Source organism: Streptomyces sp. NPDC054849 (assembly GCF_053610945.1).
This window is the reverse complement of sequence record NZ_JBSGZI010000074.1, coordinates 16,769-41,466: the sequence shown is the minus strand read 5'-3', so window position 1 is coordinate 41,466 and position 24,698 is coordinate 16,769. Positions and strand designations below refer to the sequence as shown.

Genomic DNA, 24,698 nt, shown 5'->3' with positions numbered 1-24,698 from the left:
CCGGTGCTCCACGGCACCGGGGGCCGGCCGTTTCGCGTGGCCGTGCGGAAACCTGTTGCGGCCGGGGGAGCGGGGGTCGGAGAGTGACCGGATGACCCTCACCGTACGACCCGCCGGGCCCGGGGACGCGGCCGACATCTGCGCCCTCCTCAACGCCGTCGACGTGCTCGAGATCGGGCGTCCGGAGACCGATCTGGGCACCGTCGAGTCGGACCTCAACGCCCCCAACGTCGACCTGGCCACCGACTCGTGGCTCGCTTTCGAAGGCGGCCGGCTCGTGGCCTACGCCCTCGTGTGGGCGGACTCCGGGCCGGGTCGTGTCGACGGGGACCACTACGTGCTGCCCGGCCACCGGGAGGCCGCCGTCCGGCTGCTGGAGCACATGGAGGCCCGGGCCCGGGAGCTGGCCGCCGGGCCCGGCGTCCTGCGACTCCAGCTCAACGTGAAGCCCACCCTCGACCTCTCCCTCCTCACCGGTCGCGGCTATCGCACCATCCGCCACTACCAGGTCATGACCCGCTCCCTGTCCCCGGCCGCCGACCGGCCGCCGGCCCCGCCCGCAGGGCTCACCCTGCGTCACTGCGGTGACGACGAGGCCGACCGCCGACGGGCGCACGCCCTGGTCGAGGAGACCTTCGCCGCACACTTCGGCCATGTGGACCGCCCGTACGAGACCTGGCTGGACCACATCGACGGCCGCAAGCTCGACTGGTCCCTGGTGTGGATCGCGAGCCTGCCCGGACACGGCGACGCGGGCGTGCTGCTGACCCGGGACGACCGTACGAGCATGGGCTGGGTCAGCCACATCGGCGTACGCAAGGACGTGCGCGGACGCGGCCTCGGCGGGTTCCTGCTGCGCCACGGCTTCGCCGCCTACGCGGCGCGCGGCCGTGACACGTTGGGCCTCGGCGTGGACACCCGCAACGAGACCGGCGCACTCGCGCTCTACGAGGCGCACGGCATGGGCCTGCACTACGCCGTCGACACCTGGGAGCTGCCTTTGCACTCGCAGGGGTGACAGGCGCGTGACGCACGGGTGCAATCGGTCCAACCATGCGTGTGTGGTCCCGTACATAGGGTGACATTGGCCCCTAAGCGAGTCTTGGGATCCCTAGGAGGCACTCCATGCGCGGAGCCACCCACGCCAAGTGGGCCGCATGTGCGGTGGCCGTCGCCCTCGTGGCGACGGCCTGCGGCGGTGGAAGCGACAGCGGCGCAGAGCGCGACGGGGGAATCGTCAGCTCGTCGTGGGGTGATCCGCAGAACCCGCTGGAGCCCGCCAACACCAACGAGGTGCAGGGCGGCAAGGTCCTCGACATGCTCTTCCGGGGCCTCAAGCGCTACGACCCGAAGACCGGCGAGGCGGTGAACATGCTCGCCGAGAACATCGAGACGACCGACAGTCAGAACTTCACCGTCACGCTGAAGGACGGCTGGAAGTTCAGCAACGGCGAGCCCGTGACCTCCGCGTCCTTCGTGGACGCCTGGAACTACGGCGCGGACGTGCGCAACAAGCAGAACAACTCGCCCTTCTTCTCCGACATCGTCGGCTACGAGGACGTGCACCCGCAGTCCGGCGAGCCCAAGGCCAAGACGATGTCCGGACTGGTCGTCAAGGACGACAAGACCTTCACCGTCGCGCTGAAGGACAAGTTCTCCACCTGGCCCGAGACCCTCGGCTACCAGGCCTTCTCCCCGCTGCCCAAGGCCTTCTTCACCGACCACGCCGCATGGCTGAACAAGCCCGTGGGCAACGGCCCGTACCTGGTGGAGTCGTACACCAAGGGCACCGGCATGCAGCTGCGCAAGTGGGACGGGTACACCGGAGCGGACAAGGCGCAGAACGGCGGCGTGGACCTGAAGGTCTACACGGACAACAACACCGCCTACACCGACCTGATCTCCGGCAATCTCGACCTCGTCGACGACGTCCCGGCGCAGCAGCTGAAGAACGTCAAGAACGACCTCGGCGACCGGTACATCAACCAGCCCGCCCTCATCATCCAGACCCTCACCTTCCCGCTGTACGACCCGCAGTGGAGCAAGGGCGGCATGGAGAAGGTCCGCCTGGGCATCTCCCGGGCGATCAACCGCGACGAGATCACCAGGCAGATCTTCCGGGAGACCCGCACCCCCGCCAAGGACTGGACCTCGCCGGCCCTCGGGGAGAAGGGCGGCTTCTCGGAGACCATCTGCGGCGACGCATGCGTCTACGACCCGGCCGAGGCCAAGAAGCTCATCCAGGAGGGCGGAGGACTCCCCGGCGGCAAGGTCACGCTGACCTCCAACGTGGACACCGGCTCGCACCGCGACTGGATGGACGCCGTCTGCAACAGCATCAACAACGCACTGGGCGAGGGACCGGTCTGCACGGTCAACCCGATCGGCACCTTCGCCGACTTCAGGAACCAGCAGAGCAGCTTCAAGCTGACCGGCCCGTTCCGCTCGGGCTGGCAGGCCGACTACCCGCTGATCCAGAACTTCCTTGAGCCGCTGTACTACACCGGCGCCTCCTCCAACTACGGGAAGTTCAACAACGCCGACTTCGACCGGCTCGTCGACGAGGCCAACCGGGAGAGCGACACGGCCAAGGCGACCGCCACGTTCCAGGAGGCGGAGAAGATCCTCGCCGCCCAGATGCCGTCCATCCCGCTCTGGTACCAGAACGGCAGCGCCGGCTACTCCGAGCGGGTCTCCGACGTGGCCCTCAACCAGTTCAGCGTCCCGGTCTACGACCAGATCAGGGTCGTCTGACCCGACCCCGGATCAGGGCCCCCGTCCCGCGGGGGCCCGCCGCGCCCCCCGACGCGAGCCCATCGACAGGCATGGAGCACTCCATGGGACGTTATGTGATCCGGCGGCTGCTCCAGATGATCCCGGTGTTCATCGGCAGCACCTTCCTGATCTTCTTCATGGTGTACGCGCTCGGTGACCCGGTCGCGGCCCTCTTCGGCGACAAGGCTCCCGACCCCGCCACCGCCGCGCGCATCCGCAAGGACCTCTACCTCGACCAGCCCCTGTGGAAGCAGTACGTCCACTACATGGGGCAGATCTTCCAGGGCGACTTCGGCACGGCCTTCAACGGTCAGTCGGTCACCGACCTGATGGCCACCGCCTTCCCGGTCACCCTGCGCCTGACCGTCGTCGCGATCGTCATCGAGGTCGTGGTCGGCATCACGCTCGGGGTGATCAGCGGTCTGCGCCGCGGCAGAACCGTCGACACCTCCGTCCTGGTGATGACGCTCGTGGTCATCTCGGTGCCCACCTTCGTCACCGGCTATCTGCTCCAGTACCTCTTCGGCGTCAAGTGGGGATGGGTACGGCCCACCGTCTCTCCGGACGCCCCCTTCAGCGAGCTGATCCTGCCCGGGATCGTGCTGGCGCTGGTCTCCCTCGCCTACGTCACCCGCCTCTCGCGCACCTCCATCGCCGAGAACGTCAAAGCCGACTACGTCCGCACCGCCGTCGCCAAGGGCCTGCCCCGCCGCCGGGTCGTCACCCGCCACCTGCTGCGCAACTCCCTGATCCCCGTGGTCACCTTCATCGGCACCGACATCGGAGCGCTGATGGGCGGCGCCATCGTCACCGAGCGGATCTTCAACATCCACGGCGTCGGCTACCAGCTCTACCAGGGCATCCTGCGCAACAACTCGCCCACGGTCGTCGGTTTCGTGACGATCCTCGTCATCGTCTTCCTGCTGGCGAACCTGCTCGTCGACCTGCTCTACGCGGTCCTGGACCCGAGGATCCGTTATGCCTGATCCCGAGCGCCCCGAAGGCCCCGGCGGCTACGACCCCGTCGGCCCCCGCCCGCACGAGGCGATCTCCCCCACCGGCCAGGGCGGACCGATGGATCTGGCCCTGGAGGAGGCCGAGAGCCTGGAGGGCGTCGAGAAGACCGGGGGCCCCGCCGGCCCAGGGGAGAAGGCCCGCTCGCTGTGGTCCGACGCCTGGCACCAGCTGCGCCGCAACCCGGTCTTCGTCATCTCCTCCCTGATGATCCTCTTCCTGATCGTCATCTCGATCTGGCCCCAGCTCATCGCGAGCGGCGACCCCCTGCAGTGCGACCTGTCCAAATCACAGGAGGGCTCTTCCCCCGGCCACCCCTTCGGCTACGACACCCAGGGCTGCGACGTCTACACCCGCACCGTCTACGGAGCCCGCGCCTCCATCACCGTGGGCATCTGCGCCACCCTGGGCGCCGCCCTGCTCGGCTCCGCGCTCGGCGGGCTCGCCGGCTTCTTCGGCGGCTGGGGCGACGCGCTCCTCTCCCGGGTCGCCGACATCTTCTTCGGAATCCCGGTGATCCTCGGCGGTCTGGTCTTCCTGTCCGTCGTCACCAGCACCACCGTCTGGCCGGTGGTCGGCTTCATCGTGCTCCTCGGCTGGCCGCAGGTCGCCCGTATCGCGCGCGGCTCGGTGATCACCGCGAAACAGAACGACTACGTCCACGCCGCCCGGGCCCTGGGCGCGGGCAACGGCCGGATGATGATGCGGCACGTCGCGCCCAATGCCGTCGCCCCCGTCATCGTCGTCGCCACGATCGCGCTCGGCACGTACATCGCTCTGGAGGCGACCCTGTCCTTCCTCGGCGTCGGCCTGCGCCCGCCCACGGTCTCCTGGGGCATCGACATCTCCAACGCGGCCTCGCAGATCCGCAACGCCCCGCACATGCTGCTCTGGCCGGCGGGCGCGCTGAGCCTGACCGTCCTCGCCTTCATCATGCTCGGCGACGCGGTGCGCGACGCCCTCGACCCCAAGCTGCGCTGAGGAGCCCGCACATGCTGCTCGAAGTCCGCGACCTGCACGTGGAATTCAAGACGCGCGACGGCGTCGCGAAGGCGGTCAACGGAGTCGACTACTCGGTGGACGAGGGCGAGACCCTCGCCGTGCTCGGAGAGTCCGGCTCCGGCAAATCGGTGACCGCCCAGGCCGTGATGGGGATCCTGGACATGCCGCCGGGCCGGATCGCGGGCGGTGAGATCCTCTTCAAGGGCCGGGACCTGCTGAAGCTGAAGGAGGAGGAGCGGCGGAAGATCCGCGGCGCCGACATGGCGATGATCTTCCAGGACGCGCTCTCCTCCCTGAACCCGGTCCTGAGCGTGGGCGCGCAGCTCGGCGAGATGTACGAGGTCCACCGCGGGACGTCCCGCAAGGACGCCAGGGCGAAGGCCGTCGAGCTGATGGACCGGGTGAAGATCCCGGCGGCCAAGGAACGGGTGGGGGACTACCCGCACCAGTTCTCGGGCGGTATGCGCCAGCGCATCATGATCGCCATGGCACTGGCCCTGGAGCCCTCGCTGATCATCGCGGACGAGCCGACGACGGCCCTGGACGTCACCGTCCAGGCCCAGGTGATGGACCTGCTGGCGGAGCTCCAGCGCGAGCTGAACATGGGCCTCATCCTGATCACCCACGATCTGGGCGTGGTCGCGGACGTCGCCGACAAGATCGCCGTCATGTACGCGGGCCGGATCGTCGAGGCGGCGCCCGTCCACGAGATCTACAAGGCGCCCGCGCACCCGTATACGCGCGGTCTGCTGGACTCGATTCCGCGCCTGGACCAGAAGGGCCAGGAGCTGTACGCCATCAAGGGCCTGCCGCCGAACCTGGTGGCCATCCCGCCCGGCTGCGCCTTCAACCCGCGCTGTCCGATGGCGCAGCCCGTGTGCCGCACCGACGTCCCCCCGCTGTACCGGGTGACCGAGTCGCCCGTGGAGCGGACCAGCGCCTGCCACTTCTGGAAGGAGTGCCTCCATGGCTGAGTCCCTTCTGGAAGTGAAGGACCTGGTCAAGCACTACCCGCTGACCCGGGGCATCGTCTTCCGCAAGCAGATCGGCGCGGTCAAGGCCGTCGACGGGGTCTCCTTCGACCTGCGCGCCGGCGAAACGCTCGGCATCGTCGGCGAGTCCGGCTGCGGGAAGTCGACCGTGGCCAAGATGCTGGTCAACCTGGAGCGGCCGACGGCGGGCGCGATCTCGTACAAGGGCGAGGACATCACCCGGCTGTCGGGGCGAGCCCTGAAGGCCGTGCGCCGCAACATCCAGATGGTGTTCCAGGACCCGTACACCTCGCTGAACCCGCGCATGACGGTCGGCGACATCATCGGCGAGCCGTACGAGATCCACCCCGAGGTCGCCCCGAAGGGGGACCGGCGGCGCAAGGTCCAGGAACTGCTCGACGTCGTGGGCCTGAACCCGGAGTACATCAACCGCTACCCGCACCAGTTCTCCGGCGGTCAGCGCCAGCGCATCGGCATCGCCCGCGGCCTGGCCCTCCAGCCCGAGATCATCGTCGCCGACGAACCGGTCTCGGCGCTCGACGTCTCCGTCCAGGCCCAGGTCGTCAACCTGCTGGAGCGGCTGCAGAGCGACTTCGACCTGTCCTACGTCTTCATCGCGCACGACCTGTCGATCGTGCGGCACATCTCCGACCGGGTCGGCGTCATGTACCTGGGCCGGATCGTCGAGATCGGCACCGACACGCAGATCTACGACCACCCGACCCACCCGTACACCCAGGCGCTGCTCTCGGCCGTCCCGGTCCCCGACCCGGAGGCCCGCGCACACCGCGAGCGGATCATCCTGACCGGCGACGTGCCGTCCCCGGCCAACCCGCCGTCGGGCTGCCCCTTCCGCACCCGCTGCTGGAAGGCGGAGCCGCGCTGTGCGGTGGAGGTCCCGCTGCTCGCGGTCCCGCAGGTCTTCCCCTCGGGCCCGGCGGCCCACCCGTCGGCCTGCCACTTCGCGGCGGAGAAACAGGTGGTGCCCCCCTCGGCCCCACCGCCTCCCCCTCCGTCGGCCCCGCCGCCTCCGCCTCCGCCTCCCCCTCCGCCTCCGCCTCCCCCTCCGCCGTCGCCACCCACTCCGCTGACGAAGGATTAGCGGACAACCGATCATTTCCGGCCACCGCACGCACGTCCGGTGCGACAACGGCAGCCCGCCCCCAACGCGGTTTACACGGTGGCAACTTGACCGTTTCTGCCCCGAGATCTGAAGCATGCAGCCTGAGCGGCGTGCGGCCGTGCGGGTGCCGACAGCCGGCCGGGGAGGCGCACAGCCCCTCCGGCCGGCCTCCCCGTGACCCCGCACGCGCGCGGCATGCGCCCCTCGTGCTGCCGGATTTCGATCGATGCGCTGGCACGGATAGTTATGATCCGTAGCGCACGGTGGGTATGACTCTCGCCGAGCACGAATACGCGTACCGATATCCGCTCGACGTGGAGGTGAAACGCCGTGGCACTCTCGATCTCTGCCGTGGTGCTGCTGGCGATCATCGTCTTCCTGCTGGTCCGAAGGGCGGGCCTGAAGGCGGGACACGCGGTGGTCTGTGTGCTGCTCGGCTTCTACCTGGCGAGTTCCACCATCGCCCCGACCCTCAGCCAGCTCACCTCGAACGTGGCGAGCATGATCAGTGGCATCAAGTTCTAGGCCGCCTCGTAGGCTAGGCCCATGAACGGTCTTCCCGCCCGTCGTCTGCTGTTCGTGCACGCGCACCCCGACGACGAGTCGATCAACAACGGCGCCACCATGGCCAAGTACGCGGCCGAGGGCGTCCATGTCGCGCTGGTGACCTGCACCCTGGGCGAGGAGGGCGAGGTCATCCCGCCCGGACTCGCCCATCTGGCGGCCGACCGCGATGACACCCTCGGCGCCCACCGCGTCGGCGAGCTCGCCGACGCCATGGCCGAACTGGGCGTTCGCGACCACCGGTTCCTCGGCGGCCCCGGCCGCTACCGGGACTCCGGGATGATGGGCGCCCCGCAGAACCACCGGCCGGAGGCCTTCTGGTCCGCCGAGGTGGACGAGGCGGCCGCGTACCTCGTCGAGGTGCTGCGCGAGCTGCGTCCCCAGGTCCTCGTCACGTACGACCCCAACGGCGGATACGGGCACCCCGACCACATCCAGGCCCACCGGGTCGCCATGCGCGCCGCCGAACTGGCCGCGGAGACCGCGTACCGGCGCGACCTCGGGGAACCCCACGAGGTCGGGAAGATCTACTGGAACCGCGTCCCCCGCTCCGTCGTAGAGGAGGGATTCGCCGAGCTGCGCGCCACGGAGGGCACGCCCCCCTTCCCGGGGGTGGCCTCGCCCGAGGACGTGCCGGGGGTCGTCGCCGACGAGCGGATCACCGCCGAGATCGACGCCGACGAGGCGTTCGTGGCGGCCAAGGCGGCCGCCATGCGGGCCCACGCCACCCAGATCGCCGTGGACGGGCCCTTCTTCGCCCTCTCCAACGCCTTGGCGCAGCCGCTGTTCACCCGCGAGTACTACGAGCTGGCCGAAGGGCGGCCGGGCGTCCCGGCCGGCCGCCGCGAACACGACCTCTTCGCGGGGGTGGAGGCGTGAGCGCCCCGCTGACGGCGGGGCGGATCGCCGCCTGCCTGGGCCTGCTGGTCCTGGGCGCGCTCACCGGCGCGGCCGGCTGGCTGGTGGTGGACCTGTGGTTCCCCGGCGGCCTGCTGCTCGGACTGCTGGCCCTCTTCGGGCTGTTCCTCGGGGGCCGGATCGCCCTCGGCACCGGCCTCGGGGTGGGCGGGGCCGTGGTCGGCTGGTTCCTCGCGTACGTGATGCTCGGCGTCCCGCGCGCCGAGGGTGACTTCCTCCTCAGTTCGTCCGGAATCGGTATGTACGCCTACCTTTTGGGTGGAACGGTTCTCGCTGTGATGTGCGCCACGATGCGCGGTCCGCTGGATCGGCCGGTTTCAGCCGCGCCGCCTGCCAAGTGACGTGGTGTCGGACCCCGTAGGGAGTTCGGTGCAGGGGGTCGCGAGGGGGCACGCGGGCCGCTTCAGGGGGGTTTGGCGGGCGCTATGAGGAACCCCTGATTCCCGGCCGTCAGTTGCGCGCGGGCGTCGGCCAGTATGGTGGACGGGCCGCCGAGCTGCCCGCGCACGGTATGACGGGCGGCGGAGCCAACCGGGAGAACCTGCCTTGAGTCGTGAAACCGACAGTTCGTCCTCCGGGCCCACGGGGCACGGTGGAGCCGCATACCCCTCGGGTACGCCGCCGTATGGAACCGGCCAGTACCCGTCCACGGCTGTGCCAACCGGGCCTGGCGCGGCGACCGCTCCGGAGGAGAACCCTGTGACCTCGAAGCCGTCCACGCCCGACTCCGACGGGCCCAAGACCGAGACCACCCTGACGACCCGGATCCGGATCAACATCCCGGGTTCGCGGCCGATCCCGCCGGTGGTCGTACGCAAGTCGATGGGCACCAACTCCGGCTCGGCCGACACCGGGGCGCAGACCCCGCCGTCGCCCCAGCAGGGGCCCGAGCCGACGCCCGCGCCGCCGCTCTCGCAGCGCCCCCAGCCCCGGCCGACCCGGATCGAGGCCGAGCCGGAGCCGGCCCGGCCCGAGGGCCCGGCCGAGGCCGGCGAAGAGGCCGCCAGCAACTGGTTCGCCCCCCGCAAGCCGCCCGCTGCCGCCCCGGCGCAGACGCCGCCGGCCGCAGCCGCGCCGCCGCTCGCGCAGCGGCCCGTACCCAGCCCGACGCCGCCGCCCCCGGCCGGGCAGGGAGCGGGCTTCGCACCGCCCCCGCGCACCCAGGCCCCGCCGGTGGCGGACTCCGCCTACGCGCCGCCGCGCACGGCGCAGCCGCCCGTGCCGGAGTACGGCCAGGGCTTCGCCCAGGCCCCCGCGCCCGCCCCCGGGGCGCCGATGCCCGGCGGCCCGGGCGTCGGATCGACCCAGGGCTTCCCGGTGTACGGGAACGACCAGGGCGACGGCGGCCCCTCCACCGAGGCGTTCCCCGTCTACGGAAGCCAGCCCGGCGGCCCCGCCGGCCCCACCGGTTACGGGACCGGCCCCGTCGGCGGTCCGCCCGTCGGCGGTCCGCCCGTCGGCGGTCCGCCCGCCGAGGAGGAGCCGCGCTGGCCCGGCCCCGAGCTGGACGACCCGCTGCCGACCCCGGTACCGGCCCCCGCCCCGGCCGCCCCCCGCCCCGCGCCCGCCCGGCAGAAGGCCGCGGCCAAGCCCGCCAAGAAGGGCCGCTCCAAGCTGGTCCTCGTCGGCGGCGGCATCGTGGCCCTGATCGGCATCGCCTACGGCGCCGGCCTGCTCCTGAACCACTCCGACGTCCCCAAGGGCACCACCGTCCTCGGCGTCGACATCAGCGGCAGCCGCGACGAGGCCGTGTCCAAGCTCCAGACGGCCTTCGGCACCCGCGCCGCCGCCCCGATCCAGCTCAGCGTCGGCGGCAAGCAGGTGGAGCTGAAGCCCGAGAAGGCCGGCCTGACCCTGGACAGCCAGACCACCGTCCGCAACGCGGCCGGCAGCGACTACAACCCCGTCACGGTCATCGGCTCTCTCCTTGGCAACGAGCGCGTCGCCGACCCCGTGATGCCGGTCGACGAGGAGAAGCTGCAGGTCGCGCTGCAGGAACTCGCGGGCACGGCGGGCTCGGTCACCGAGGGCACGATCAAGTTCGACACCGGCAAGGCCGTCGCCGTCCCCGGCAAGCCCGGCACCACGGTCGACGTGGACGCCTCCGTCGAGCAGGTCACGAAGGCCTTCCGCGACCAGGTCGCCACCGGCAAGGCGGCCGTGGCCGAGCTGCCGACGACCACCAAGGCGCCGGTCATCGACCAGGCGGAACTGGATCGGGCCATGAAGGAGTTCGCCGAGCCGGCGATGTCCGCCAACGCCACGGTCAAGGCGGGGGGCAAGGTCATCGCCTTCGGCAGCAAGTCCCTGCCGAAGATCCTGAGCATGCAGCCGGTGGAGGGCCGCCTCACCGAGAAGTTCGACCTGGAGGCGCTCAAGGCGACCTACGGGAACACCTTCGACGGGGTCCTGATCACCCGCGGCACCGGCGACAAGACGGCGGTCACCCCGCAGGACGTCGCCGGCGCTCTCGGCAAGGCCCTGCGCGGCAAGACCGCGGCCGAGCGGACCGTCGTGATCGACACCAACCCGAGCTGACCCACCGCGTCCGTGTGCGGCGCCGCGGCGGGGCCCCCGCCCCGCACCGCCGCACCCCGCACCCGCAGTGCCTCGAACGCCGGCGGGGCTGAGCCCCGGCCCCGCCGGCGTCCGAGGCACGGGTTCCCGGGCGGCGCCCCGTCGGGCGAGGGTCAGTTCAGCAGAGCGCGGGCGGAAACGGCCTCCGCACGGATGCGGGCCGCCGCCTCGGCGTCCACCGCGGACACCACGGCGGCGTACGCCTCCAGCTCCGCCGCCCCCTCGCGGAAGGAGCCCCGCTCCACCAGCAGCCGCGCCCGCTCGTACCGCAGCGCCGCAGGGTGCGACGGCAGCAGCAGCGACAGCTCCAGCGCCCACAGGGCGACCCCCGAGTGCTCCGGGCGGGACGACGCCCACGCCCGGATGTTGGTCAGGATCCGCAGCCCGATGTCCAGCGTCCTGGCCGGCGTCCGCGGCCCCGACGCGAGTTCCGCGGGCCCGGCGCCCAAGGACGCGCCGCCCGCGAACGGGTCCACCACCACACCCTCCTCCGGGTCCCCGAAGCCCACCACGAAGTGCCCCGGCAGACCCAGCCCGTACACCGGCGCCCCGGCCCGCCGCGCGACCTCCAGCCACACCACCGACAGCAGGATCGGCAGCCCGCGCCGCCGCCGCAGCACCTCGTGCAGCAGCGAGGAGGACAGCCGGTCGTAGTCCGCCGGGGTGCCGTGGAAGCCGAGGCGCCCGCCCAGCAGCTCCGTCACCGCCGAGGCCCAGGCCCGCCCTCCCCGCAGCCCGTACGGCAGCATCCCGGCCAGCCGGTCCAGCTCGATCTGCGCCCAGTCCATGGCGCGTTCGTCCAGCTCCGGGTCGCCCTCCGTGGCCAGCAGCAGGCACAGCAGCGCAAGGTCGGGCCGCTCCGCCCGCGCCTCCGCGGCGAACTGCTCCCGCCAGGACGCCGAACTCACTGCGCCGCCCCGCGGTAGTGGTGGTACATGTGGTGCGTCGCGAAGCCCAGCCGGTCGTACAGCGCCAGCGCCCCCGCGTTGTCCGTCTCGACCTGCAGCCACGCCGCGGATGCGCCCTCCTCCAGCGCCCGCCGCGCCAGCGCGGCCATCACCGCCGTCGCCAGGCCCTCCCGGCGGTGCGCGGGATCGACCGTGACCGCCGCGAAGCCGGCCCACCGCCCGTCGACCACACACCGCCCGATCGCCCGCCCGCCGGGCAGCGCCGCGAACCACACCGAGGGCCCCTCTACCAGCATCCGCCGGGCCAGGTCCGGGTCGGAGACCTTCCCGTAGCGCCCGAGCCATTCCTCGTCCGGGACACGGGTCAGACGGACGGAGTCAGCCGCCGGCGCGTCCACGTCGCCCACCGGCGCCAGCGCCCCGACGCGAACCTCCGCCGACACCTCGGACACCCAGCCCCGCCGCGCCAGCTCCGCGCAGAGCAGCTCCTGCGTGCCGGCGGCCCCCGTCGCGGCCTGCACGTAAGCCGGAAGTGCTCGCTGCGCATACCAGGAGGTCACTCGCGCGAGTGCATCGTCCAGGGGTATCCCGGGGTCGCCGAGCGGCAGGACGGAGTTGGCCCGCCGGGTGAATCCGGCGGCCGCCCGCAGCGTCCAGCCGCCCAGCTGCTCGCTCTCCAGCGGCTGCCAGGCCCGCGCGGTGACCCGCGCCAGCTCCTTGAACGAGGCCGCAGGACCCCGCCGGCGGGCGGGCGCCGGAGGCACGATCTTGCCCGCCACCAGCGAGGATTCCGCGATCCGGACGGACTGCCCGTTCTTCTTTGTGATCAGCAGCACACCCTCGTTCCAGGATGTGAGAACACCGACCGTGTCCGTGAACTCGGGTGATCCGCTCAGTCCGGTCTCCACCCGTCGTACAGAGACTCGTTTACCCACGTCAGCCGGGGTGATTCGGACCTCCAGCAGTCCACCGGCAGTGATTTCCACAGCTCTGTCCGCCCCTCCTGTTCGGATCGTGCCCGGGAACGGAGATACTAGGTGCGGGCATCGACGACGCCGCGCTCCCGCGCGATATGGAAAGCCCTACCGAGGAGGAACGAGAGCGTGACCTACGTCATCGCGGAGCCTTGTGTCGACGTCAAGGACAAGGCATGCATCGAAGAGTGCCCCGTCGACTGCATCTACGAGGGCCAGCGGTCCTTGTACATCCACCCGGACGAGTGCGTCGACTGTGGTGCGTGTGAGCCGGTCTGCCCGGTCGAGGCCATCTTCTACGAGGACGACACTCCGGAAGAGTGGAAGGACTACTACAAGGCGAACGTCGAGTTCTTCGACGAGCTCGGTTCGCCCGGTGGTGCTTCCAAGCTGGGCCTGATCGAGCGCGATCACCCCTTCATCGCTGCGCTGCCCGCCGGCATCAACGGCGAGCACTGACCTTTCACGGCAGAGGCGCCCCTCGGTCCCGTACGGCCTTCCCGCCGCACGGGACCGAGGCGTTTTCCGACCCGTACCCCGCACTCCGCAACCAGCACTCAGAGAGAGCAGAGACCACCGTGGCCGCAGTATCCGACCGTCTTCCCGCCTTCCCCTGGGACAAGCTGGAGCCGTACAAGGCCACGGCGGCGGCCCACGCGGACGGCATCGTCGACCTCTCGGTCGGCACGCCCGTGGACCCGGTCCCGCAGCTCATCCAGCGCGCCCTCGTCGAGGCCGCCGACTCCCCGGGCTACCCGACGGTGTGGGGCACGGTCGCCCTGCGCGACGCGATCACGGGCTGGGTGCGCGGACGCCTCGGCGCGAGCGCCGTCGGACACCGCAACGTCCTGCCGGTCGTCGGATCCAAGGAGCTGGTGGCCTGGCTGCCGACCCAGCTGGGCCTCGGCGCCGGCACCGGGACGTCGAGGGACAAGGTCGCCTACCCCCGGCTCGCCTACCCGACGTACGAGGTCGGGGCGCGGCTGTGCGGCGCCGAGGCGGTCGTCTACGACGACCCGACGGAACTCGACCCGGCCGGCCTGAAGCTGCTGTGGCTCAACTCCCCGTCCAACCCCACCGGGAAGGTCATCCCGAAGGAAGAACTGATCCGGATCGTGGCCTGGGCGCGCGAGCACGGGATCCTGCTCTTCAGCGACGAGTGCTACCTGGAGCTGGGCTGGGAGGCCGAGCCCGTCTCCGTCCTCCACGACGACGTGTGCGGCGGCTCGTACAAGGGCATCGTCGCCGTCCACTCGCTCTCCAAGCGCTCCAACCTGGCGGGCTACCGGGCGGCCTTCGTCGCCGGTGACGCGGACGTCCTCGGTGAACTGCTGGAGATCCGCAAGCACGGCGGCATGATGACCCCCGCCCCGGTGCAGGCGGCCACCGTCGCGGCGCTCGGCGACGACGCGCACGTCGAGGAGCAGCGCCTGCGCTACGCGGCCCGCCGCACGGCCCTGCGCACGGCCCTGGAGGCCCACGGCTTCCGGGTCGAGCACAGCGAGGCGAGCCTCTACCTGTGGGTGACCCGGGACGAGCCCTGCTGGGACACCGTCGCCCACCTCGCGAGCCTGGGCATCCTGGTCGCGCCGGGAGACTTCTACGGCGAGGCGGGCGCGCGGTTCGTGCGCGTGGCCTTCACCGCCACCGACGAGCGCGTGGAGGCGGCGGTCAAGCGCCTCGGCTGAACCGTCGACGGGCCGGGACGGCCAGAGGGGGCCCCGGGAACAGCCCGAGGGGGCCGGGAACAGCCCGAGGGGGCCGGGAACAGCCCGAGGGGGCCGGGAGTTCGCACTCCCGGCCCCCTCGGACGTCCTGCGGTGTCAGCCGCCCAGCGGCGCGCCGGGCAGTCCACCCGGCAGGACGCTGCCCACGGGCGGCAGCGAGGACATCGGCAGCTCTTGCGTCGTGGGCAGTCCGCCGAGCAGGCCTCCGGCCTTGCCCGCCACGTCGGCTGCGGGCGCCGGGAGGGTCTTGGCGGTCTCGCCCACGGCGTCCGTGGCCGTCTCGGCGGTGGCGGCCGCGTCGGTGGCGTCCGGGGCGGTGAGGGCGCCCAGCTGCGGCACGGACTCCAGGCCGGCGGCGTTGGCCGCGCCGGCCGCACCGACCACGGGCGCTGTCCCGGCTGCGAGGAGCAGCGCGGCACGGGCGATCCGACGGGTCAGGGGGAGGGACATGTTGCTCCTAAGCGGTAGCGGCTGAGTACGCCGTGACTAACCGCTCGTGGGGCGGGTGAGGTTGCGGTGCCGGTAGGTAAAGGATCGGTAACGCATCGTTTAATCGGCTTCCGCGACAAGAGCATTGGATGCGCGTCACCAGGCATTCCGTGCCCATCCGGCCCCGACGGCCCACCGAACCGCGACCCCCGCGTGAGTGATCACTCGTACGCACGCCCGGGTGTCCTGAACGGGCGTGACCCGCCGCCCCCGGCCCGCCGTGGAGATCAGCGGGCCATGAAGATCCGCACCTCGCCCGGTGCCGCGTCGTGGGGGTCCTTGTCGCCGGCCTTCGCCCCCGCGCCGCCCTTGTCCTGCCACCGGCCCCGGTCCTGGCCCGCGATCCAGCCGCGCTGGGCGTAGGACACGCGGGAGATGCCCAGCTCCTTCGCGCTGGCCACAGCCCAATGGGCCATCGCCCGGCTGCGGCGGGTCGCGGCTTCGCCGCCGTCCCGCTTCTCCACCAGGGTGATCTCGGCCTCCTCGACGCCCCGGCCGCCGCCTCCGGTGTTCCGGCCGGCGTGGCCCGCCTGGCCGGCCTGCGAGGCGAAGGTGTGCAGCCCGTCCTCGCCGAAGATCCGGACGAGACCGTCTCGCACCCTCTGCGGATCACCCGGCCCCGTGGGCGCGGGCCCGCCGCAGTCCAGGGTGCCGCCGCCGGCGAAGGCCGCGGTCAGCACGGTGGCATCCGGCTCGTGCTTCGCGTACGCCTGCGGAAACCCGCTGCGCTGCACCTTCTGCGCGGCCACCGTCAGCGGCAGCCGCGAGTAGCCCGGTACGTCGACGAGGTGGTCGTAGAAGATCCCGGCCGAGTAGACGGGATCCGTGATCTGCGCCGGAGTGCCCCAGCCCTGCGAGGGACGCTGCTGGAAGAGCCCCAGCGAGTCCCGGTCGCCGTGGTCGAGGTTGCGCAGCGAGGACTCCTGCATCGCCGTCGCCAGCGCGATCGTCACCGCCCGGTCCGGCAGCCCCTTGGCGACGCCGACGGCGGCTATCGTCGCCGCGTTCGCCGCCTGCTCGGGGGACATTTCGTAGGATTCGGGGTCTCCGCCGCCCTCCGCCGCGTCCGCGCCGGCCACGCAGAACGGGGCACCGCCACCGCCGTTCGAAGCGCGCTGGACGGCGAAATAGCCGATCACCGCGAGGAGAACGAGCAGGCCGACGGCCGCACGCAGCGGGCGGCGGCGACGAGGACGGGGATCACGGTTCTCGGACACGCGGCCCACCGTACTTGAGGCATATGACGCGTCCACCGGCCGGACGTACGGGGCTTCGCCGCAGCCTGGGGCATTAGGGTCGGTTCCATGTCCGAATCCGAGCTGGACCTCACCCTGGACGCCGCCGAGCTGACCGCCCGGCTCGTCGACATTCCGTCCGTGAGCGGCGACGAGAAGGTACTCGCCGACCTCGTGGAGCAGGCGTTGCGCGGTCTGCCGCACCTCACCGTGGACCGCTTCGGCAACAACGTCGTCGCCCGCACGCACCTCGGCCGCCCCGAGCGCGTCGTACTCGCCGGCCACCTCGACACCGTGCCGATCGCCGACAACGTCCCCTCCCGCCTCGACGAGAACGACGTGCTGTGGGGCTGCGGAACCACCGACATGAAGTCCGGTGTCGCCGTGCAGCTGCGCATCGCCGCGACCGTTCCCGAGCCGAACCGGGACCTCACCTTCGTCTTCTACGACCAGGAAGAGGTCGCCGCCGACCTCAACGGCCTGGGCAAGGTCGCCGCGGCCCACCCCGACTGGCTGACGGGCGACTTCGCCGTGCTCCTGGAGCCCTCCAACGCCGAGGTCGAAGGCGGCTGCCAGGGCACCCTGCGCGTGCTGCTCCGCACGTCCGGCGAACGCGCCCACTCCGCCCGCAGCTGGATGGGCTCCAACGCCATCCACTCGGCGAGCCCGATCCTGGCCAGGCTCGCGGCGTACGAGCCCCGCAGGCCGGTCATCGACGGCCTGGAGTACCACGAGGGCCTCAACGCGGTCCGCATCGAGGGCGGCGTCGCCAACAACGTCATCCCCGACGCGTGCACGGTGACGGTCAACTTCCGCTACGCCCCGGACCGCAGCGAGGCCGAGGCGCTGGCCCACGTACAGGAGGTGTTCGCGGACTGCGACATCGCCGAGTTCGTGGTCGACGACTCCTCCGGCGGCGCCCTGCCGGGCCTCTCCCACCCGGCGGCCGCGGCCTTCATGGAGGCGGTCGGCGGCCGGGCCATGCCGAAGTTCGGCTGGACGGACGTCTCCCGCTTCAGCGGGCTGGGCGTACCGGCGGTCAATTACGGCCCCGGCGACGCCCTGCTGGCCCACAAGGTCGACGAGCGCGTCGAGACGAAGGCGATCCTGCACTGCGAGGAACGACTCCGCGCCTGGCTGACCTCTTGAATTCCGCTTCCGGTCACCTTTGTGCGCCTACCCTGATCCAACGATCAGCAGGAGGGAGCACAGCATGGGCAACCGCAGTAATCCTGACGGGTCAGCTCGTCACCGGCCCGAGGAGCAGCAGCTCGGGCCGGTGCTGAGGAGGCGGAGCCAGGTGCAGGCGGGCAGTACGACGGACCAGCGGCTGCTGGATTCGGCGGGGCCCTCCGAGTGGGTGCACACCGATCCCTGGCGGGTCCTGCGCATCCAGTCCGAGTTCATCGAGGGCTTCGGCACGCTCGCCGAGCTGCCGCCCGCGATCAGTGTGTTCGGTTCCGCCCGCACTCCGGAGGGTTCGCCGGAGTACGACGCGGGCGTACGGATCGGGAGCGCGCTGGTCGACGCGGGCTTCGCGGTGATCACCGGCGGCGGCCCGGGCGCGATGGAGGCGGCCAACAAGGGCGCCCGCGAGGCCAACGGCATCTCGGTCGGCCTCGGCATCGAGCTCCCCTTCGAGCAGGGGCTCAACCAGCACGTCGACCTCGGGCTGAACTTCCGGTACTTCTTCGTCCGCAAGACGATGTTCGTGAAGTACAGCCAGGGCTTCGTCGTACTGCCGGGCGGCCTGGGCACGCTGGACGAGCTGTTCGAGGCGCTGACCCTGGTCCAGACCCAGAAGATCACCCGCTTCCCGATCGTGCTGTTCGGCACGGAGTACTGGAGCGGCCTGATCGACTGGCTGCGGAACACGGTGATCGCCCAGGGCAAGGCTTCGGAGAGGGACCTGTACCTGTTCCACGTCACGGACGACGTGGACGAGGCGATCGCACTGGTGACGAAGGAAGTCGGGAAGTAGCTCCCGCCGCCCGTGGCCTGAGCCGGCCTCCGCCGGCTCAGGCCAGGCCGCGGCGGGCGACCGCCGGGGGGCGGTGGCCCTGGATGGAGCGGACCATGTCCAGGATCTGGCGGGTCTCCGCGACCTCGTGGACGCGGTAGACCTGCGCGCCCAGCCAGGCCGAGACGGCCGTCGTGGCCAGGGTGCCCAGCAGGCGTTCCTTGACCGGCATGTCGAGGGTCTCGCCGACGAAGTCCTTGTTGGACAGGGAGACCAGGACTGGCCAGCCCGTCGCCGTCATCTCGTCCAGCCGCCGCGTGGCCTCCAGCGAGTGGCGGGTGTTCTTCCCGAAGTCGTGACCCGGGTCGATCATGATGGCGTCCCGGCGGACGCCGAGCGCGGCCGCGCGTTCGGCGAGGCCGACGGTGACGCGCAGGATGTCCTCCATCACGTCCTCGTACGCGACCCGGTGCGGCCGGGTGCGCGGCTCCGCCTCGCCCGCGTGGGTGCAGACCAGGCCCACGTCGTAGCGTGCCGCGACCTCCGCCAGCCTGGGGTCCACCCCGCCCCACGCGTCGTTCAGCAGGTCCGCCCCCGCCTCGCACACGGCCTCGCCGACCTCGTGCCGCCAGGTGTCCACGCTGATCACCACGTCCGGGTGGCGGCGCCGGACCTCGGCGACGAAGCCGACGGTGCGCCGTGCCTCCTCGGCCGCGTCCACGTGCTCGCCCGGGCCCGCCTTGACCCCGCCGATGTCGATGATCGCGGCGCCCTCGGCGATCGCGTGCTCGACCCGGTCCAGCGCCGGCTCGTCGCGGAACGTCGCGCCCTGGTCGTAGAAGGAGTCCGGCGTCCGGTTCACGATGGCCATGATCACCGGCTCGTGGGTGTCGAACTCGCGCCTGCCCAGTCGCAGCATCCTGCTCTTTCCTCCTTCGGCGGCCCTTGCGCCTCGCCTGCGACCTTAACCTGGTGGCCGGAGTCTCTCAGGGGAGTTGATCGTGTTCTTCTTCTTGATGATCGCGCTGGTCGTGGTCGTGGCAGCGGTCACCCTCGCGGTGATCGGCGGTGGCTCGGAGGCCGTCCTGCCGGAAGCGGAGCCGGACCGGGTGGCGGACGGGCTGCCGGAGACCCGGCCCGTCGTCCGGGCGGACATCGACGCGCTGCGGCTGCCCGTGGCCCCGCGGGGCTATCGGATGGCCGAGGTGGACGACGTACTGGAGCGGCTCGCGGCCGAGCTGGCCGAGCGGGACGCCAGGATCGCGCAGCTGACGGCCGCGGCGGCCGGACCGGCCGCCCCTGCGGACGCGGCCGGGCACGTCGACCTCGGCAAGGGCGGCGAGCGGTGACCGGTCCGGTGGCCGGTCCGGTCGTGGGGCCCGACGGGAAACTGCGCTGCCCGTGGGCGCTGTCCACGGAGGACTACGTCGCCTACCACGACACCGAGTGGGGCCGTCCGGTCCACGGGGACGACGCCCTGTACGAACGGCTCTGCCTGGAGGCCTTCCAGTCCGGGCTGAGCTGGCTGACGATCCTTCGGCGCCGGGCGGGATTCCGCAAGGCCTTCTCCGACTTCGCGATCGCGGCGGTGGCGGAGTTCGACGAGCGGGACGCGGAGCGGCTGCTGGCCGACGAGGGCATCATCCGCAACCGGGCCAAGATCGAGGCGACCCTCGCCAACGCGAAGGTCCTCGCCGGGTGGGAGCCGGGCGAGCTGGACGAGCTGATCTGGTCGCACGTCCCGCAACGGCCCGGCCCGGCGCCGCAGACGGTCACCGAGGTCCCGGCGGTGACCCCGGAGTCCACCGCCCTCGCCAAGGCCCTGAAGAAGGCCGGTATCCGCTTCGTCGGCCCTACGACGGCCTACGCCCTCATGCAGGCCTGCGGCCTCGTCAACGACCACCTGGCGGCCTGCACCTCCCGCCACCCCGCCTGAAGCCCGGCCGCGGGGCCCGCGCAGCGCACGAGCCTGCGCGGGGGCCGGGGGCTCAGCGGCCGAGGTACTTCGGCGGCTGCTTCGCCAGGAAGGCCTGGACGGCGATGCCGTGGTCCTCGGAGGCGCCCGCGCGGGTCTGGAGGACGTCCTCGCGCTCCAGGGCGTCCGCGAGGGAGTGGGAGGCGCCGTAGGCCAGGGACTCCTTCAGGGCGGCGTACGCGACCGTCGGGCCGGCGGCCAGCGCCCGCGCCACCGCCTCGGCCTCGGCGTGCAGCGAGTCCGAGGGCACCAGGCGGTTGACGATGCCGAGGTCGTACGCCTCCTGGGCCTTGACCGACCGCGGGAAGAGCAGCAGGTCCGAGGCGCGGGAGGCGCCGATCAGGCGGGGGAGGGTCCAGGAGACCCCGGAGTCGGCGGTGAGCGCCACGCCGGCGAACGAGGTGTTGAAGGAGGCGGTGTCGGCGACGACCCGGAAGTCCGCCGCCAGCGCGAAGCCGAAGCCGGCCCCGGCCGCGACGCCGTTCACCCCGGCCACCACCGGCTTCGGCATCTCGGTGAGCGCCCGCACGATCGGGTTGTAGTGCTCCTTGACCGTGTTCATGGTCAGCGAGGAACCGGTCTCGCGGTCCGCCGCGAGGTTCCCGATGTGCTCCTTGAGGTCCTGTCCCACGCAGAAGGCCCGGTTGCCGGCCGCGGTCAGCAGGACGGCACGTACGGCGGTGTCGTCGGCCGCCGCCCGGACCGCGTCGCGCAGGGCGACCTTGGCCTCGGTGTTCATGGCGTTCATCGCGTCCGGACGGTTGATCGTGATGGTCGCGAGTCCGTCGGTCACTTCGTAGAGCACGCTGTCGGCCATGGCAGGGGTCCCCCTTCGTCGCGGGCTTGACTACCGGCCGGTACCGGCCGGTGCAAGGGTCAGCATGGCGGACCGGAAGCGATGCGCACATGTGATGTGTGTCAAAGACAGCCGTTGCGGTTCCCGGGGCGCAGCGGCGAAGTATCGCAGGCGGATCCCCGAAATGAGTGGTTTTGGTCGAGCGCGTTGCCCAAGCGTTCCCGGGCGATGTTGGTCATCGGGTCCTGACATGCGGGATAATGGCTGGGAAGCAATGTGTTCGATGCCGGGTACTAGGCGCCTGAATGGGGCCGTCGGCTGACGATGAGCTGGTTTCAGGAAGGGGAACGAGCATGGCGGCCATGAAGCCGCGGACGGGCGACGGCCCGCTCGAGGTCACCAAGGAGGGGCGGGGCATCGTCATGCGCGTACCGCTCGAGGGCGGCGGTCGGCTTGTCGTCGAACTGACCCCTGATGAGGCGGACGCCCTGGGTGACGCCCTGAAGAAGGTCGTCGGCTGATCCCCTTGGGACGCTGACAGCACTTCCGCCTTCTGCATTCTGCATTCTCTGCGCTGCCCCGACCGCGATCAGCGGCCGGGGCAGCGTTGTGTCGTGTTCGAGGACATGAGCCGTTCCGGAGCCACGCCGTGACCTTCTCGCCGCCTGCGCCGCCCGCCTTCGCCGACTGCACGCCCCGCCAGAAGACGGCCCGGGTCCTCTCGGACGTCCTGGCGCCGGCGAACCTGGTGGTCGCCCTGCTCCTGCTCATCGGATGGCGCAGCACCTCGTCGTGGTCCGGCCTCGGCTGGGGGCTGTTCGCCGCCCTGTTCTGCGGCGTGGTCCCGATCGGCATCATCGCCCTCGGCGTCAGGCGGGGGGCCCTGACCGACCAGCACATACGGGTGCGGCGGCAGCGGGTCGTCCCGATGACGCTGAGCCTGGCCTCCGTCGTCGCCGGGATCACGCTCCTGCACGCCCTCGGCGCCCCCCGGGACGTCTTCGCGCTCGTCGTCGCGATGCTCGTCGGCCTCGTGGCGTCCCTGCTGGTCACGGTCGGCTGGCAGATATCCGTCCACATGTCGGTGGCCGGTGGCACGGTGATGATCCTGGCGCTCGTCTTCGGCCCGCAGGTGCTGCCCGTGGTCCTGATCGCCGCCGTCGGCTGGTCCCGCCTGGAGCTGAAGGCGCACACGGTGGCCCAGCTCCTCGCCGGCACCGCGCTGGGCGGCACGGCGGCCCTCACCTTCGCGCTCCTGAGCTGAGCCAGGGGGCTGCGGGACTACAGGACGGGGGGACTGCGGGACCGGGGGCTACGGGACTGAGCGAGGGGTACGGGGCTGACCGGGGCGGCCCGGACTCAGCGGCGCACGGCGCACAGCAGCCCGTCGCCCACCGGAAGCAGCGCGGCCTCCAGGGCCGGGCTCTCGCGGACGCTGCGCAGCAGCTCGCGAACGCGGAGCACCTCCACCGGCTGGGCCGCGGAGTCGACCGTACGGCCGTCGGAGAAGACCCCCTCGAAGCACACCAGCCCACCGGGGCGCAGCAGACGCAACGATTCGGCGAGGTAGTCGAGGGACTCGGCCGGGTCCCCGTCGCAGAAGACGAGGTCGTATCCACCGTCGGCGAGGCGGGGCAGGACGTCGAGGGCGCGGCCGGGGATGAAGCGGGCGCGGTTGCCCGCGAAGCCGGCGGCGCGGAAGGCCTGGCGGGCGAACGCCTGCCGGTCCGCTTCGGGATCGACCGTGGTCAGCACCCCGTCCGGGCGCATCCCGTGCAGGAGGTGGATGCCGGAGACGCCGGTTCCGGTGCCGATCTCGGCGACCGCCTTGGCGTCCGCGGTGGCGGCCAGCAGGCGCAGCGCTGCCCCGGTCCCGGGGGAGACGGACCGCAGGCCCGCTTCCCTGGACCGGTCGCGGGCCCATCGCAGAGCGTCGTCCTCGGCGACAAACGCGTCGGCGAACGCCCAGCTCGTCTGCCGGTTGCCGGTAATGACCCTCTCCTGTCCCCATAGTTGGCGCAACGGTGACTGTATCCGTTGACGTCGGGAACCCGCAGATGGGACCGGGCGTTGTGAAGGGTGGAGGCGGGATAAGAGGGGACGGTGCCGGGCAGATCGACGGCCGGGACCGCTCCGGGGCCTAAGTCCCGCGTAAAGATACTGCAAAAACGCTTATCCGGAGCTGACAGAGGGGGTGGCTATGGTAGGGACTCCACTGGACACCACCGGAGCCGACAGGGGAGGTGCGGCTGCGCCTGTGGATCGTCGGGGCACCTTCAGACGCCTCTTCCGGTCGGCGGGTGAGCCGAAATCCGTGACCTACATTGCTGACCGCTTCCACACCGCAGACACCGCAGCCACCGCGACCTTTGCCGCCGATGCGGGGTCCCAGGCGTGGACCCCTCCCTCCTGGGAGGAGATCGTCAGCACGCACAGCGCGCGGGTCTACCGCCTTGCCTACCGTCTGACGGGTAACCAGCACGACGCCGAGGACCTGACCCAAGAGGTCTTCGTCCGCGTTTTCCGCTCGCTGTCCACGTACACGCCCGGCACCTTCGAGGGCTGGCTCCACCGCATCACCACGAACCTCTTCCTGGACATGGTCCGCCGCAAGCAGCGGATCCGCTTCGACGCACTCGCCGACGACGCCGCCGAGCGGCTGCCGAGCCGTGAGCCGTCCCCGCAGCAGGTGCTGCACGACACCCACTTCGACGCGGACGTGCAGCAGGCCCTGGACACCCTCGCCCCCGAGTTCCGGGCGGCCGTGGTGCTGTGCGACATCGAGGGCCTGTCGTACGAGGAGATCGCCGCCACGCTCGGCGTGAAGCTCGGTACCGTGCGCAGCCGTATCCACCGGGGCCGTTCGCACCTGCGCAAGGCGCTCAAGCACCGGTCCCCCGCAGCCCGTGCCGAGCAGCGCGCCCTGGCCGGTGTGGCGATGGGCGCGCCCGGCGCCGGGGGAGAGGGCGGAGCCGAGTGAGCGCAGCCAGTCCGTCCCCCGCCGAACAGCACCTGGGCGACCGGCTCGCCGCCCTGGTGGACGGGGAGCTGAAGCACGACGCGCGCGAGCGGGTCCTGGCCCACCTGGCGACCTGTGCCAAGTGCAAGGCCGAGGCCGACGCCCAGCGGCGTCTGAAGACCATGTTCGTGGAGAGTGCGCCTCCACCGCTGTCCGCCGGCCTGCTGGCCCGGCTGCAGGGGCTGCCCGGCGGTGGTCTCGACGGCCCGTCCGGCCCCGCGGGCCCGCCCGGTCCCCCCGGCGCCGATCCCTTCGAGGCGTTCGCGTACGGGCTGCCGGTGGCCGCCCGGCCGCAGCAGGAGGGCTTCCGCATCCACGAGGTGGGTCGGCCGCGCCGCCGCTTCGCCTTCGTCGCCGCCGGAGCGGTGTCGCTGGCCGCACTCGCGCTGGGCGGTGCGCTGCCGCTGGAGGCCGTGGATCCGAACGGCCGGGGAGATTCACCCGCCCCCGCCACCAGGACGGGCCCCGCCCTGCCCGTGGCCGACGCGGCGGTGCGCGACCGGCTGCCCACCCCCGCGGCCGTCCCGACCCTTCTGTCGACCGTCGCGACCCCGCTCCCGCCGCTCCACCCCACCCCGCCGAGCCCGGCGCGTCCCGTCTCCCTGCTGCGCTGACCGCGGACCTGGTTGAATCTGCGGCACATGCGCACA

General features: G+C 71.7%; 27 protein-coding genes. 20 read left to right on the top strand and 7 right to left on the bottom strand.

Annotated features, from left to right (window positions below; genetic code table 11):
- Positions 1-91: 91 nt before the first annotated feature.
- The 10 genes from ACWGIF_RS26855 to ACWGIF_RS26810 all read left to right on the top strand — a co-directional run bounded on the left by ACWGIF_RS26855 (position 92) and on the right by ACWGIF_RS26810 (position 10,926).
- The gene (locus tag ACWGIF_RS26855; RefSeq protein WP_453501236.1) at positions 92-1,018 is read left to right on the top strand and encodes a GNAT family N-acetyltransferase; all 927 of its coding nucleotides are present in this window, start codon (positions 92-94) and stop codon (positions 1,016-1,018) included.
- Between the two features lie 107 nt (positions 1,019-1,125).
- Positions 1,126-2,754: a peptide ABC transporter substrate-binding protein gene (locus ACWGIF_RS26850; protein ID WP_453501234.1), complete on the top strand. Its 1,629-nt coding sequence runs from the start codon at positions 1,126-1,128 to the stop codon at positions 2,752-2,754.
- Positions 2,755-2,837: 83 nt separating this feature from the next.
- Entirely contained in the window at positions 2,838-3,761 is a 924-nt protein-coding gene (locus tag ACWGIF_RS26845) for an ABC transporter permease (protein ID WP_453501232.1), read from the top strand.
- Positions 3,754-4,770: an ABC transporter permease gene (locus tag ACWGIF_RS26840; protein WP_453501230.1), complete on the top strand. Its 1,017-nt coding sequence runs from the start codon at positions 3,754-3,756 to the stop codon at positions 4,768-4,770. The genes ACWGIF_RS26845 and ACWGIF_RS26840 overlap by 8 nt, the downstream gene beginning before the upstream one ends.
- Before the next feature lie 11 nt (positions 4,771-4,781).
- On the top strand, positions 4,782-5,765 hold the full coding sequence (locus ACWGIF_RS26835; RefSeq protein WP_453501229.1) for an ABC transporter ATP-binding protein: 984 nt from the start codon (positions 4,782-4,784) through the stop codon (positions 5,763-5,765).
- Positions 5,758-6,885, top strand: coding sequence for an ABC transporter ATP-binding protein (locus ACWGIF_RS26830; protein ID WP_453501227.1), 1,128 nt, complete (start codon positions 5,758-5,760; stop codon positions 6,883-6,885). Before ACWGIF_RS26835 ends, ACWGIF_RS26830 begins: the two co-directional genes overlap by 8 nt.
- Before the next feature lie 351 nt (positions 6,886-7,236).
- Entirely contained in the window at positions 7,237-7,431 is a 195-nt protein-coding gene (locus ACWGIF_RS26825; protein WP_030036986.1) for a hypothetical protein, read from the top strand.
- Between the two features lie 21 nt (positions 7,432-7,452).
- On the top strand, positions 7,453-8,349 hold the full coding sequence (gene mshB / locus ACWGIF_RS26820) for an N-acetyl-1-D-myo-inositol-2-amino-2-deoxy-alpha-D-glucopyranoside deacetylase (RefSeq protein WP_453501226.1): 897 nt from the start codon (positions 7,453-7,455) through the stop codon (positions 8,347-8,349).
- Positions 8,346-8,729 (top strand): DUF6113 family protein, encoded by a 384-nt coding sequence (locus ACWGIF_RS26815; RefSeq protein ID WP_453501225.1) that lies wholly within the window; start codon positions 8,346-8,348, stop codon positions 8,727-8,729. Before mshB ends, ACWGIF_RS26815 begins: the two co-directional genes overlap by 4 nt.
- Before the next feature lie 205 nt (positions 8,730-8,934).
- Entirely contained in the window at positions 8,935-10,926 is a 1,992-nt protein-coding gene (locus ACWGIF_RS26810) for a peptidoglycan binding domain-containing protein (protein WP_453501224.1), read from the top strand.
- 152 nt (positions 10,927-11,078) lie between these two features.
- Here the strand turns inward: ACWGIF_RS26810 and ACWGIF_RS26805 are convergent, their stop codons facing one another.
- Both ACWGIF_RS26805 and ACWGIF_RS26800 read right to left on the bottom strand, forming a co-directional pair.
- A complete protein-coding gene (locus ACWGIF_RS26805; RefSeq protein WP_453501222.1) occupies positions 11,079-11,873 on the bottom strand; it encodes a transglutaminase-like domain-containing protein in 795 nt (264 codons plus the stop codon).
- Entirely contained in the window at positions 11,870-12,859 is a 990-nt protein-coding gene (locus ACWGIF_RS26800; RefSeq protein ID WP_453501221.1) for a GNAT family N-acetyltransferase, read from the bottom strand. The genes ACWGIF_RS26805 and ACWGIF_RS26800 overlap by 4 nt, the downstream gene beginning before the upstream one ends.
- Positions 12,860-12,976: 117 nt before the next feature.
- Here ACWGIF_RS26800 and fdxA point away from each other — a divergent pair, with 117 nt between their 5' ends.
- Positions 12,977-13,306, top strand: coding sequence for a ferredoxin (fdxA, locus tag ACWGIF_RS26795; RefSeq protein WP_030713714.1), 330 nt, complete (start codon positions 12,977-12,979; stop codon positions 13,304-13,306).
- Positions 13,307-13,425: 119 nt separating this feature from the next.
- Complete coding sequence (gene dapC / locus ACWGIF_RS26790) at positions 13,426-14,535, top strand: succinyldiaminopimelate transaminase (RefSeq protein WP_453501219.1); 1,110 nt, start codon at positions 13,426-13,428, stop codon at positions 14,533-14,535.
- 135 nt (positions 14,536-14,670) lie between these two features.
- On the opposite strand, the gene ACWGIF_RS26785 is transcribed toward dapC, so the two are convergent.
- Together ACWGIF_RS26785 and ACWGIF_RS26780 are read right to left on the bottom strand one after the other, a co-directional pair.
- Positions 14,671-15,024 (bottom strand): ATP-binding protein, encoded by a 354-nt coding sequence (locus ACWGIF_RS26785; RefSeq protein ID WP_453501217.1) that lies wholly within the window; start codon positions 15,022-15,024, stop codon positions 14,671-14,673.
- 266 nt (positions 15,025-15,290) lie between these two features.
- Positions 15,291-16,280 carry a hypothetical protein gene (locus tag ACWGIF_RS26780; protein ID WP_453501215.1) on the bottom strand — a complete coding sequence of 330 codons (990 nt, stop codon included), beginning with the start codon at positions 16,278-16,280 and terminating at the stop codon, positions 15,291-15,293.
- Between the two features lie 87 nt (positions 16,281-16,367).
- Here ACWGIF_RS26780 and dapE point away from each other — a divergent pair, with 87 nt between their 5' ends.
- Together dapE and ACWGIF_RS26770 are read left to right on the top strand one after the other, a co-directional pair.
- Positions 16,368-17,447 carry a succinyl-diaminopimelate desuccinylase gene (gene dapE, locus ACWGIF_RS26775; protein WP_453501213.1) on the top strand — a complete coding sequence of 360 codons (1,080 nt, stop codon included), beginning with the start codon at positions 16,368-16,370 and terminating at the stop codon, positions 17,445-17,447.
- 64 nt (positions 17,448-17,511) lie between these two features.
- On the top strand, positions 17,512-18,279 hold the full coding sequence (locus ACWGIF_RS26770; protein ID WP_453501211.1) for an LOG family protein: 768 nt from the start codon (positions 17,512-17,514) through the stop codon (positions 18,277-18,279).
- A gap of 37 nt (positions 18,280-18,316) precedes the next feature.
- Here ACWGIF_RS26770 and folP read toward each other — a convergent pair whose 3' ends face one another.
- The gene (gene folP, locus ACWGIF_RS26765) at positions 18,317-19,177 is read right to left on the bottom strand and encodes a dihydropteroate synthase (RefSeq protein WP_453501209.1); all 861 of its coding nucleotides are present in this window, start codon (positions 19,175-19,177) and stop codon (positions 18,317-18,319) included.
- Positions 19,178-19,253: 76 nt separating this feature from the next.
- Between folP and ACWGIF_RS26760 the strand changes: the two genes are divergently transcribed.
- Together ACWGIF_RS26760 and ACWGIF_RS26755 are read left to right on the top strand one after the other, a co-directional pair.
- Positions 19,254-19,607 (top strand): DivIVA domain-containing protein, encoded by a 354-nt coding sequence (locus tag ACWGIF_RS26760; RefSeq protein WP_453501207.1) that lies wholly within the window; start codon positions 19,254-19,256, stop codon positions 19,605-19,607.
- Positions 19,604-20,194, top strand: coding sequence for a DNA-3-methyladenine glycosylase I (locus ACWGIF_RS26755; protein ID WP_453501205.1), 591 nt, complete (start codon positions 19,604-19,606; stop codon positions 20,192-20,194). The genes ACWGIF_RS26760 and ACWGIF_RS26755 overlap by 4 nt, the downstream gene beginning before the upstream one ends.
- Positions 20,195-20,246: 52 nt before the next feature.
- Here the strand turns inward: ACWGIF_RS26755 and chcB are convergent, their stop codons facing one another.
- Positions 20,247-21,050: a 2-cyclohexenylcarbonyl CoA isomerase gene (gene chcB / locus ACWGIF_RS26750; protein ID WP_453501203.1), complete on the bottom strand. Its 804-nt coding sequence runs from the start codon at positions 21,048-21,050 to the stop codon at positions 20,247-20,249.
- 332 nt (positions 21,051-21,382) lie between these two features.
- On the opposite strand from chcB, the gene ACWGIF_RS26745 reads away from it, so the two are divergent.
- Entirely contained in the window at positions 21,383-21,550 is a 168-nt protein-coding gene (locus ACWGIF_RS26745) for a DUF3117 domain-containing protein (RefSeq protein WP_003966491.1), read from the top strand.
- A gap of 128 nt (positions 21,551-21,678) precedes the next feature.
- Positions 21,679-22,293, top strand: coding sequence for a hypothetical protein (locus ACWGIF_RS26740; RefSeq protein WP_453501201.1), 615 nt, complete (start codon positions 21,679-21,681; stop codon positions 22,291-22,293).
- A gap of 95 nt (positions 22,294-22,388) precedes the next feature.
- On the opposite strand, the gene ACWGIF_RS26735 is transcribed toward ACWGIF_RS26740, so the two are convergent.
- Entirely contained in the window at positions 22,389-23,051 is a 663-nt protein-coding gene (locus ACWGIF_RS26735; RefSeq protein WP_037919526.1) for an O-methyltransferase, read from the bottom strand.
- Between the two features lie 178 nt (positions 23,052-23,229).
- On the opposite strand from ACWGIF_RS26735, the gene sigE reads away from it, so the two are divergent.
- Together sigE and ACWGIF_RS26725 are read left to right on the top strand one after the other, a co-directional pair.
- Positions 23,230-24,009, top strand: a complete 780-nt coding sequence (gene sigE, locus ACWGIF_RS26730) for an RNA polymerase sigma factor SigE (RefSeq protein WP_453501198.1) — start codon at positions 23,230-23,232, stop codon at positions 24,007-24,009.
- Entirely contained in the window at positions 24,006-24,662 is a 657-nt protein-coding gene (locus ACWGIF_RS26725; protein ID WP_453501196.1) for a zf-HC2 domain-containing protein, read from the top strand. The genes sigE and ACWGIF_RS26725 overlap by 4 nt, the downstream gene beginning before the upstream one ends.
- Positions 24,663-24,698: the final 36 nt, after the last annotated feature.